The organism is Dyella sp. (assembly GCF_035486915.1).
Classification (GTDB): domain Bacteria; phylum Pseudomonadota; class Gammaproteobacteria; order Xanthomonadales; family Rhodanobacteraceae; genus Dyella_B.
This window is the reverse complement of the sequence record NZ_DATHMR010000101.1, coordinates 1-10,002: the sequence shown is the minus strand read 5'-3', so window position 1 is coordinate 10,002 and position 10,002 is coordinate 1. Positions and strand designations below refer to the sequence as shown.

The 10,002-nt window shown below is 59.1% G+C and carries 11 protein-coding genes; 7 read left to right on the top strand and 4 right to left on the bottom strand.

Annotated elements, in window-relative coordinates; translation table 11 throughout:
- Positions 1-180: 180 nt before the first annotated feature.
- The 3 genes from secF to motB all read left to right on the top strand — a co-directional run bounded on the left by secF (position 181) and on the right by motB (position 3,208).
- Positions 181-1,146 (top strand): protein translocase subunit SecF, encoded by a 966-nt coding sequence (gene secF, locus VK725_RS08080; protein WP_325317550.1) that lies wholly within the window; start codon positions 181-183, stop codon positions 1,144-1,146.
- A 227-nt stretch (positions 1,147-1,373) separates the two neighbouring features.
- Positions 1,374-2,243 (top strand): flagellar motor stator protein MotA, encoded by an 870-nt coding sequence (gene motA, locus VK725_RS08075; RefSeq protein WP_325317549.1) that lies wholly within the window; start codon positions 1,374-1,376, stop codon positions 2,241-2,243.
- Positions 2,240-3,208 carry a flagellar motor protein MotB gene (gene motB / locus VK725_RS08070; protein ID WP_325317548.1) on the top strand — a complete coding sequence of 323 codons (969 nt, stop codon included), beginning with the start codon at positions 2,240-2,242 and terminating at the stop codon, positions 3,206-3,208. The genes motA and motB overlap by 4 nt, the downstream gene beginning before the upstream one ends.
- Positions 3,209-3,219: 11 nt before the next feature.
- On the opposite strand, the gene murU is transcribed toward motB, so the two are convergent.
- The 4 genes from murU to VK725_RS08050 all read right to left on the bottom strand — a co-directional run bounded on the left by murU (position 3,220) and on the right by VK725_RS08050 (position 6,679).
- Positions 3,220-3,918: an N-acetylmuramate alpha-1-phosphate uridylyltransferase MurU gene (murU, locus tag VK725_RS08065; RefSeq protein ID WP_325317547.1), complete on the bottom strand. Its 699-nt coding sequence runs from the start codon at positions 3,916-3,918 to the stop codon at positions 3,220-3,222.
- Positions 3,915-4,928: an aminoglycoside phosphotransferase family protein gene (locus VK725_RS08060; protein WP_325317546.1), complete on the bottom strand. Its 1,014-nt coding sequence runs from the start codon at positions 4,926-4,928 to the stop codon at positions 3,915-3,917. Before VK725_RS08060 ends, murU begins: the two co-directional genes overlap by 4 nt.
- A 70-nt stretch (positions 4,929-4,998) precedes the next feature.
- The gene (locus VK725_RS08055) at positions 4,999-6,312 is read right to left on the bottom strand and encodes an ammonium transporter (RefSeq protein WP_325317545.1); all 1,314 of its coding nucleotides are present in this window, start codon (positions 6,310-6,312) and stop codon (positions 4,999-5,001) included.
- 28 nt (positions 6,313-6,340) lie between these two features.
- The gene (locus VK725_RS08050) at positions 6,341-6,679 is read right to left on the bottom strand and encodes a P-II family nitrogen regulator (RefSeq protein WP_325317544.1); all 339 of its coding nucleotides are present in this window, start codon (positions 6,677-6,679) and stop codon (positions 6,341-6,343) included.
- Between the two features lie 251 nt (positions 6,680-6,930).
- On the opposite strand from VK725_RS08050, the gene VK725_RS08045 reads away from it, so the two are divergent.
- The 4 genes from VK725_RS08045 to sufC all read left to right on the top strand — a co-directional run.
- Positions 6,931-7,392 carry an SUF system Fe-S cluster assembly regulator gene (locus tag VK725_RS08045; RefSeq protein WP_325317543.1) on the top strand — a complete coding sequence of 154 codons (462 nt, stop codon included), beginning with the start codon at positions 6,931-6,933 and terminating at the stop codon, positions 7,390-7,392.
- A complete protein-coding gene (sufB, locus tag VK725_RS08040; RefSeq protein ID WP_325317542.1) occupies positions 7,389-8,855 on the top strand; it encodes a Fe-S cluster assembly protein SufB in 1,467 nt (488 codons plus the stop codon). The genes VK725_RS08045 and sufB overlap by 4 nt, the downstream gene beginning before the upstream one ends.
- 20 nt (positions 8,856-8,875) lie before the next feature.
- The gene (locus tag VK725_RS08035) at positions 8,876-9,328 is read left to right on the top strand and encodes a lysozyme inhibitor LprI family protein (protein WP_325317541.1); all 453 of its coding nucleotides are present in this window, start codon (positions 8,876-8,878) and stop codon (positions 9,326-9,328) included.
- Positions 9,329-9,380: 52 nt separating this feature from the next.
- The coding region (gene sufC / locus VK725_RS08030; protein WP_325317540.1) for a Fe-S cluster assembly ATPase SufC at positions 9,381-10,002 on the top strand (622 nt) is incomplete at its 3' end.

The following is a 10,002-nucleotide window of genomic DNA, read 5'->3' as shown; positions in this document are numbered from 1 at the left end:
CTTATCGCTGCGCTGGCGCTGACCACGATGGGTTCGGGCCCGATCAAGGGCTTCGGCGTCACGTTGCTCATCGGTATTCTGACCTCGATGTTCACCTCGGTCACGGTCACTCACGCGATCACCGCACTGATTCATGGCGGCCGCAAGCTCAAGACGCTGTCGGTGTAATCGGGGAACGACATGGAAATTTTCAATCACAACAGCAATATCCACTTCCTCCGAATCCGCAAGTTCAGCATTGGCATTGCGGTGCTTCTGATGGTCGCATCCATCGCGCTGCTGGCAACGCGCAGCCTGAATTACGGTCTGGACTTCACGGGCGGTGTCCGCATCGGGGTCACCTACGACAAGGCTGTTTCGACGGAAGACGTGCGTACCGCGTTGACCACCGGCGGTATCGACAATGCCGTGGTGCAGAGTGTGGGCGGTACGCGTGAAGTGGACATTCGCTTTCAGCCCAAGGACGACAAGAAATACGCTGGCCCGGAAGGCAAGGCACCCAACCTGGATCTGATTGCCAACGACGTCGCCAAGGCCCTGCAGGCCTCGCGTCCGGATGCAAAGATCGGTAGCCGCGACTACGTCGGCCCGCAGGTTGGCGAGCAGCTGCGCAGCGATGGCGTCACCGCGGCGATCTTCGTGATCATCGGTATCGGCATCTACTTGTGGATCCGTTTCGAGCGCCGCTTTGCTATCGCGGCGCTCGCCACGGAAGTGCACGACGTGCTGGTGACGCTGGGCGTGATCTCGCTCGTGCAGCGCGAATTCGACCTGACCGTGCTCGCCTCGGTGCTCGCCGTGATCGGTTATTCGATCAACGACAAGGTGGTGGTGTTCGACCGTATTCGCGAACTGTTCCGCTCCTCGCGCAAGGCCGATCCGGAAGAGATTCTCAACCGCTCGATCAACAGCACGCTGTCGCGAACCATCATCACCTCGCTGTTCACCAGTATTGCGATGGCTGCGCTGTTCTTCTTCGGCGGTCCATCTGTGCATGGTTTTGCGATCACCATGCTGATCGGCATTCTGATCGGTACGCTCTCGTCGATCTTTGTCGCCAGCCCGATTCTGCTTTGGCTGGGTGTGTCGAAGAAAGATCTGATGCCGGTGACCAAAGAGAATCCGGAGTTGGCGCGTCGCCCCTGAGCGGCCTGTGACATACGTGTTTCACGACGGCCCGGTTATCCGGGCCGTTCGCGTTTTAGTGTGCGCAACTTCACATTCACCTCCGCCATAAGTGACCTCACGCGTCACATTTGTATGAAAAGACGAAGCGTGTGACGCGTTGATACATATGAATTTTTCTTGCTTAACTTCGAGAGCCAGCGGTCGATAAGCATGAGTAGGACTATGGCGTCCTGGATGGAGTCCACATGCTTGTTCTCGTCGGTTCATTGGTGGTGATCTCGTGCGTGCTGGGCGGCTATCTGCTCTCGCACGGACACATCCTTGCGCTTTGGCAGCCCTACGAACTGATGATCATCGGTGGTGGGTCGGTCGGCGCATTCCTGTCCGCCAATCCAGCGAAAATCGTCAAGGAAGCGCTGAGCGGCATGGCGGGTCTGGTGAAAGGTCCCAAGTACCGCAAGCAAGACTATGTCGATTTGCTCGCGTTGCTGTACGACATTTTCAGCCTTATGCGTAAACAGGGTCTGCTTGCGCTGGAGCCGCATATTGAAGATCCGCAATCGAGCTCGGTGTTCACGGCGTATCCGCGCCTGATCAAGGAACACCACCTCATCGAATTCATTACTGACTGCTTGCGCCTGATCGTCGGCGGCAACATGAATCCGCATGAGCTGGAACAATTGCTGGAAGTGGAACTGGAAACCCATCAACAGGAAGCCGAAGCACCGGCGATGGCTGTCATGAAGATGGCGGACGCACTCCCCGGTTTCGGTATTGTTGCGGCCGTGCTTGGTATCGTAACCACCATGTCGCAGCTGGGTGGCGACACCTCGCAGATCGGTGAACACATCGCGGGTGCGCTCGTCGGCACCTTCCTTGGCATCCTGCTTTGCTACGGTTTCGTCGGTCCGCTCGCGGCGGCGATGGAAAGTCGCGTGCACGAAGACGGCAGGGCATTTGAGTGCGTGAAGGTGGCGTTGCTCTCCTCGTTGCGCGGGTACAACCCCAAAGTCTCGGTGGAATTCGCGCGCAAGACCTTGTCGGCGCATATGCGGCCGAACTTCCAGGACTTTGAAGAGCACCTCAAGGGAGCGCGTGCCGGAGCCCCGGCGTGAACGAGGAAGGTGGCGAGCCGTTAATCATCGTGCGCCGCTCGCGGCGCAAGAAGCATGGTCATCACGGCGGTGCGTGGAAAGTCGCGTACGCCGACTTTGTCACCGCGATGATGGCGTTCTTTCTCGTGATGTGGCTGATCGGTGTAGGTACGCGACAACAGCGTGCAGCGATTTCCGAGTACTTCAAGAATCCGAGCATGGTCCAGGGCAACGCCACGGTGGCGCCGCCGGGCAAGATGGGGCCGGGCGGCGCGAGCGACAGCGCCATCAAACTGGGCGGTGCGATGGATATGGCGCATGGCCCTGGCAAAGATCGTCGCGCTGCACAGAAAGCCGAAGTGCCCAAGGATGTGGAGAAGCTGGCGCAAGAGAAGGAAAAGCAGCGTTTGGAAGATCTGATGCAGCAGCTCCATGCCGCGATCGATAAAAGTCAGGCGCTGGAACCGTTCAAGGATCAGCTGCTGCTCGACATTACGCCGGAAGGTCTGCGCATCCAGATCGTGGATAAGCAGAACCGCCCGATGTTCGACACCGGCAGCGCCACGCTGAAGCCTTACACCACGGCCATTCTTCACGAACTGGCGACCTTCATCGATGAGGCGCCGAACAAGATCAGCATTTCCGGGCATACGGACGATGCGCAGTACATCGGGGATCAGGGCTATAGCAACTGGGAGCTTTCCGCCGACCGCGCCAACGCAGCGCGTCGCGCGTTGCTGAGCGGTGGTCTGGTGTCCGACAAGATCGCACGTGTCGTGGGGCTTGCGGCATCAGTGCCCTTCGACAAGGTCGATCCCAGCGATCCGATCAACCGTCGCATCAGCATCATCATGATGACCAAGCAGGCGCAGGACGCGGCGCTATCGCAGGAAGAAGGCGAAACGATGGTGACGCCTCCAACCTCGTCGGTGCCGGCGGCTAACAGTGCAATGCCGGCAACACCGGTTGCCCCAAGCGCGCCCTGAGCGGGTTGCAATCAGGTTGTTGCGTTGAGTGATGCAAGCCGTTCGGGTGTGCCGACGTCTGTCCAAGCGCCACGATAATGGGTGCCCGTGATCGCACCTTGATTTATCGCGGCACGCAACACCGGTGCAATTTTGAAACGCGGCGGTTTGGCGTTCGCGTCGGCGTTATCGCCGATCACATCGCGCCAGTTGTCCAGCAATTCGCGGCGATACACGCCGATACCGCTGAACGTTAGTCGTGCATCGCCGTCGTTGTGAACGACGCCCTGTTGATCGAGTGCGAAATCACCTTCCGGGTGATGCGAAGGATTGTCGACCAGCATCAGGTGCGCGACGCCACGCGGTTCGGCGGGCAACTGTGAGAAATCGGCATCTGTCCAGATATCGCCATTGATGGCGATAAACGGTTCCGGACCCAATAACGTCAGCGCATTCAACATGCCACCGCCCGTTTCCAGCGGTACAGGCCCTTCATAGGCATAGCGAATACGCAGGCCCCAACGCGAACCGTTGCCGAGCGCTTCTGGAAACTGATCGGCAAGATGCGATGTGTTCATCACCACGTAATGCACGCCGATGGCGGCAAGCTTTTCCAGATGCCACACCACCAAGGGTTTGCCACGAACCGCAAGCAGCGGCTTGGGTGTGCGATCTGTCAGCGGGCGCATGCGTTCGCCAAGTCCCGCGGCGAAGATCAGGGCGTGCCTCATGCGCCTGCTACCTGTGTCAGATCGCGGTTTTGTACATGGCGTTCCAGTAACGCCACGAAGTCCGCCAGTTCGGGATAACTCCGAGCGACAGAAACAATATAGTGGTAGACGCGCGGAACATCGGCCAGATAACCCGGTTTGCCATCGCGATACCACAGACGATAAAACTGACCGAGCACGCGGATGTGGCGATGCATTCCCGTCAGATCGAACCAGCGCAGAAATTGAGCGCGGTCGATGTCTGAGCCGATCGCATTTGCGTCTCTCAAGCGCAATCGATACGACTCCACCCAGTTCTCTACACGCTCACGTTTCCACGCGATATAACCATCGCGCAGCAGCGATGCGAGATCGTAAGTCATCGGGCCGGCCAGCGCGCCCTGAAAATCGATGATGCCTGGATTGTTGTGATCGACGATCAGCAGATTGCGGCTGTGAAAATCGCGATGAACGAAACAGCGAGGCTGTTCCATTGCGTTCTTGATCACTAGCGTGAAAGCATCCTGCAGCACCTTCTGTTCATGCGAATCTGGCGTGTGACGAAGATGCCGGCCGAGAAACCATTCCGGCATGATATTGAGACCGTTGATCAGCACGGTCTCGTCGAACCGCGGTAAATCGTTGTAGCTCATGTGTGTCTGCATGCGGAACAGGGCATCCATCGCATCGCCATAGAGCGCATCGACGTTTTCGTCATTCAACGTGGGCAGGTATAAACGGGTGCCAAGGTCTTCGATCAGCAGGAAACCTTGCGCAAGGTCCTTGTCGTACACCTTGGGTACGTGCAGGCCGGCGGCGGCGAGTTGTTCGCCGATCTTCAGCCAGGGCCTTGGATCTTCCTGCGCCGGCGGCGAATCCATCACGATCATGCTGCGCCCATTGAAATACGTGCGCCAATAGCTGCGGAAACTCGCATCCGCCGAGGCCGATTCCAGTGTGAGCGAGTTGTCGTGGAGGCTTGCGCGCGTCCAGGCTAGGCGGGCGGCTGCGCGATCTGTCGTGAGGTCCATGGGGCTGTTCGCAGATGACACGCGAACAGCTTAGAGCCTGTGCGCCATGGACGCACAGGCTGTTCCTGCCTCAGGAAAGGTTGTAGGCCCGTTCTTCGTGCTCGGCGAGATCCAAACCGACCTGTTCCTGCTCGGGACCCACGCGCAAACCGATGGTCTTTTCGACCAGTTTCAGGATCACCCAGCTCAGCACGCCGCTCCAAACGATGGTGAAGCCCACGCCTTTGGCCTGTATCCACAATTGCGCCATGGGCGATGTCACGGTGCCGAAGCCGCCGAGCATGGGTGCTGCGAAGATGCCGGTGAGCAGGGCACCGATGATGCCCGCGATGGCGTGCACACCGAACACATCCAACGTGTCGTCGTAACCAAACTTATGCTTGAGTCGCGTTGCCGAAAAGAAGCACACCGCACCGGCGATGAAGCCCAGGATCAGTGCGCCGCCCGGTCCGGCGGTTCCTGCCGCCGGTGTGACAGCCACCAGACCCGCGACAGCGCCAGAGGCGATGCCCAGCACGCTGGCGCGCTTGTGAATCATCCATTCCATCGCGACCCAGCCAATCGCCGCGGCGGCCGTTGCGATCTGCGTCACCAGCATCGCCATGCCCGCGCTGCCATTGGCGGCGACCGCCGAGCCGGCGTTGAACCCGAACCAGCCCAGCCACAGAAAACTGGCGCCCATCACGGTGTAGCCCAGATTGTGCGGTGGCATGTGCGTATGCGGATAACCGCGGCGTTTTCCAAGCACAAGGCAAGCAACAAGGCCGGCGATGCCCGCGTTGATATGCACCACCGTGCCGCCGGCGAAGTCCAGCACGCCCAGATCGCCCAGCAAGGAACCCGGGCCGCTCCATACCATGTGCGCAATCGGCAGATAGACGAAGGTCAACCAAAGTCCGCTGAACCACAGCATGGCGCTGAATTTCATGCGTTCGGCATACGCGCCGACAATCAACACCGGCGTGATGATGGCGAACGTCAATTGGAACATCACGTACACGCTTTCGGGCACCGTCTGGTAAAGCGACGACGGTGTGAGTCCGCGCAATAGAAAGCGATTCGTATCGCCAATAATCGAATGCCAGTTCGTTACGCCTGCCGTCATGCCGCCGGTGTCGAACGCAAGCGAATAGCCGTAAAGCATCCACAGCACGGTGACGAGCGAGGTAATCGCCATGCATTGCATCATCACCGAGAGCAGATTTTTCGCGCGCACCATGCCGCCGTAAAAAAGCGCGGCGCCGGGAATCGTCATCATCAATACCAGTGCGCCGGCTACGAGCATCCACGCGGTGTCGCCGCTGTTGAGCGTCGGCGTTGGTGTTGCCTGCGCAAATGCCGGTAGTGCGAAACCCGTAGCGAGCAGCGCGACGATCCATCGCATCCTGTGACGTCGCTTTTCAACTCCCGAATCAAAGCGCATCGGCGTCGACCTCCTGCGTGCGAATGCGAATGACCTGTTCGAGTTCGCTGACGAAGATTTTTCCGTCGCCCACCTTGCCGGTGCGTGCGGCCTTGGTGATTGCCTCGATCGCCAGCTCGACTTGTTCATCGCCCACGGCAAGTTCGATTTTCAACTTGGGCAGGAAATCGACCACGTACTCCGAACCGCGATACAACTCGGTATGTCCCCGCTGCCGCCCGAAGCCTTTGACCTCGGTAACCGTCATGCCTTGCACACCCGCCTCGCCGAGCGCCTCGCGAACGTCGTCGAGGGTGAAGGGTTTGATGATCGCGGTGATCCACTTCATGCGTACTAACTCCCCTAGTCCGGCTTTGTTGCGGTACAGCAGATTGCGTGCCATGTGCGGTCGGTCGGTGGAAAGTGCGCTGTGAAGCCGTTTCCCAGCAGAGGAGCGGAGCCGCTCCGAAGTGTTGCTGCCCGTTATGGTGCGTGGTCTGATCCAAGATGGTGCAACGCTGAGTCGGCGAAAAGGCTTCGGATTGACCCCCATGCCTTTAATCTGTACCATTTTAGTCTGGATTAACGCGGTGCCTCCCCATGTTCCGTGTCAGCCGACTGACCGATTACGCCACCGTGGTGATGACTTGCATCGCCGCGCACCCTGATGACGTCCTCAGCACAGCGCAAATCGCCGAGGAAGCGCATCTGGAATTGCCCACCGTCAGCAAATTGCTGAAGTCGCTCGGGCATGCCGGATTGGTGGAGTCGTTCCGCGGCGTCAATGGCGGTTACCGCCTGGCGCGTCCGGCCAGTGACATCAGCGTCGCCGACATCGTCGAAGCGATGGAGGGGCCACTTGGCATGACCGAATGCAGCATGAGCGAGGGCCATTGCGAACGCGAAAAGCAGTGCGGCGTGCGCGGTAGCTGGCAACGCATCAACAACGTCTTGGATAACGCATTGCGTTCGATGAGTTTGGCCGACATGTTGCGCCCCGCGGCGCACGCACCTGTCGCCACCGTCGCGCTTCCCGAATTGAAAGGCAGGACTGCACCATGACCATCGAAAACGATAGCCCCGCCGTGCTGCGCGACAACGCAGAAGTCGCCGCCGCGCTCGGCCGTCGCTACGAAGCCGGCTTTATCACTGACATCGAAACCGACAGTTTGCCGCCGGGTCTCTCGGAAGACATCGTGCGCCAGCTCTCCGCGCTCAAGGGCGAACCGGAGTGGATGACCGAGTGGCGCCTGAAGGCTTATCGTCACTGGCTCACGATGCCCACGCCTCATTGGGCAAAGCTCAACATCGCGCCGATCGATTTCCAGGCGATCAGCTATTACGCCTCGCCGAAGAATCGTCCGAAGTCGCTCGACGACGTCGATCCGAAGCTGCTTGAAGCCTACGACAAGCTCGGTGTGCCGCTGCACGAGCGCGCCAAACTTGCGGGTGTGGCGGTCGATGCCGTGTTCGACTCCGTTTCCGTCGGCACCACGTTCCGCAAGGAACTCGCCGAAGTGGGCGTCATTTTCTGCTCGATGAGCGAGGCGATTCGCGAGCATTCAGAACTGGTGAAGAAGTATCTCGGTAGCGTCGTGCCAACGGGTGATAACTATTTCGCTGCGCTCAACTCGGCGGTGTTTTCGGATGGCTCCTTCGTGTTTATCCCGAAGGGCGTGCGTTGCCCGATGGAATTGTCGACCTACTTCCGCATCAACGCCGGCCACACCGGGCAGTTCGAGCGCACGCTGATCATCGCCGAAGAGGGCGCTCAAGTGTCCTATCTCGAAGGCTGCACGGCGCCGATGCGCGATGAAAATCAGCTGCATGCTGCCGTGGTGGAACTGGTGGCGCTCGAAAAAGCGAACATCAAATATTCCACGGTGCAGAACTGGTATCCGGGCGACGAAGAAGGCCGCGGCGGTATCTACAATTTCGTGACCAAGCGCGGCGATTGCCGCGGCGACGATTCGAAGATTTCGTGGACGCAGGTGGAAACGGGCTCCGCCATTACGTGGAAGTATCCGAGCTGTGTATTGCGCGGCGATCGTTCCGTGGGCGAGTTCTACTCCGTCGCACTCACGCATCATCGCCAGCAAGCCGACACCGGCACCAAGATGATCCATATCGGCAAAGGCACGAAATCCAAGATCGTGTCCAAAGGCATCAGCGCGGGCCGCAGCTCCAACAGCTATCGCGGTCTGGTGAAAATAGAGAAGGGCGCCGAAGGTGCACGCAACTACACGCAGTGCGATTCGCTGCTGATCGGCAAAAAGTGCGGCGCACACACCTTCCCGTACATGGAAGTGAAAAATCCGAGCGCCATCGTCGAACACGAGGCGACCACATCCAAGATTTCCGATGATCAGCTCTTCTACTGCCGCTCGCGCGGTATCGGTGAGGAAGACGCGGTCTCGATGATTGTTGACGGCTTCTGCAAGCAGGTGTTCCGCGAGCTGCCGATGGAGTTCGCGGTCGAAGCGAAGAAACTCCTCGAAATCTCACTGGAAGGGGCAGTCGGATGAAACTCTCCACAAAGCTTTGCATGGCAGCTTTTGCTTTGGCTTTCGGAAGCATCGCTATCGCTGGTACGGCACCGGTACCTGCAGCTACAGCAGCGTCCTCTTCGGGCGACAAGTGCATGGATAACGCCCAGTCGCAGGCCGCGATGGACGAGTGTGCGTCCCAAAGCCTGGCGGCTGCAGACAAGGAGCTCAATCGGGTCTACCAGCAGGTGCTCGCCAAGTTCGCCTCAGACAAGGTGTTCACCGCAAAACTGCGCACGGCTCAAAAAGCATGGATTGCTTTTCGCGACGCCGAATTGGAAGCGCGTTATCCCGCTAGCAACAAGAGCCTCCAGTACGGCAGCGTCTATCCCATGTGCGCCAACAATGAACTCGAAGCGATGACGCGTCAGCGCATCGAAGAACTGCGCGCGTGGTTGAAGGGTGCCCAAGAAGGCGATGCGTGCTCCGGCTCGTACCAAAGCAACAGCTGAAACGGATTAACGAAACGTGGCGACATCGCGTGATGCCGCAACAGGAAACACTATGCTGAAGATCGAAAACCTGCACGCCCGTGTCGAGGGCAAAGACATTCTCAAAGGACTCACGCTGACCGTGAACCCGGGCGAAGTGCACGCCATCATGGGGCCTAACGGCGCGGGCAAGTCCACGCTGGGCAACGTGCTTTCCGGCCGCGACGGCTATGAAGTGACCGAAGGCTCAGTGATCTTCGAAGGTCGCGATCTGCTCGCGCTGGAACCCGAAGAGCGCGCTGCTGCGGGACTGTTTCTGGCCTTTCAGTATCCGGTCGAAATTCCGGGCGTGAACAACACTTACTTCCTGCGCGCAGCACTCAATGCGCAGCGCAAGCAGCGTGGCGAGCCGGAACTCGATTCCATGCAGTTCCTCAAGCTCGTGCGCGAGAAGCTGAAGATCATGCAGATCTCCGACGAGTTGCTGCACCGCGCCGTCAATGAAGGCTTCTCGGGCGGTGAGAAGAAGCGCAACGAGATTTTCCAGATGGCCGTGCTGGAGCCGAAGCTGGCGATTCTCGACGAAACCGACTCAGGCCTCGACATTGATGCACTCAAGCAGGTGGCGCAGGGCGTGAATGCGCTGCGTTCGCCGGAGCGTGCATTCCTGATGATTACTCACTATCAGCGTCTGC

Bases quoted from the DNA above. Each gene is read 5' to 3' on its own strand.
- secF (WP_325317550.1), top strand. From the start codon at position 181: ATGGAAATTTTCAATCACAACAGCAATATCCACTTCCTCCGAATCCGC.
- motA (WP_325317549.1), top strand. From the start codon at position 1,374: ATGCTTGTTCTCGTCGGTTCATTGGTGGTGATCTCGTGCGTGCTGGGC.
- murU (WP_325317547.1), bottom strand. From the start codon at position 3,918: ATGAGGCACGCCCTGATCTTCGCCGCGGGACTTGGCGAACGCATGCGC.
- VK725_RS08060 (WP_325317546.1), bottom strand. From the start codon at position 4,928: ATGGACCTCACGACAGATCGCGCAGCCGCCCGCCTAGCCTGGACGCGC.
- VK725_RS08055 (WP_325317545.1), bottom strand. From the start codon at position 6,312: ATGCGATGGATCGTCGCGCTGCTCGCTACGGGTTTCGCACTACCGGCA.
- VK725_RS08050 (WP_325317544.1), bottom strand. From the start codon at position 6,679: ATGAAGTGGATCACCGCGATCATCAAACCCTTCACCCTCGACGACGTT.
- VK725_RS08045 (WP_325317543.1), top strand. From the start codon at position 6,931: ATGTTCCGTGTCAGCCGACTGACCGATTACGCCACCGTGGTGATGACT.
- sufB (WP_325317542.1), top strand. From the start codon at position 7,389: ATGACCATCGAAAACGATAGCCCCGCCGTGCTGCGCGACAACGCAGAA.
- VK725_RS08035 (WP_325317541.1), top strand. From the start codon at position 8,876: ATGGCAGCTTTTGCTTTGGCTTTCGGAAGCATCGCTATCGCTGGTACG.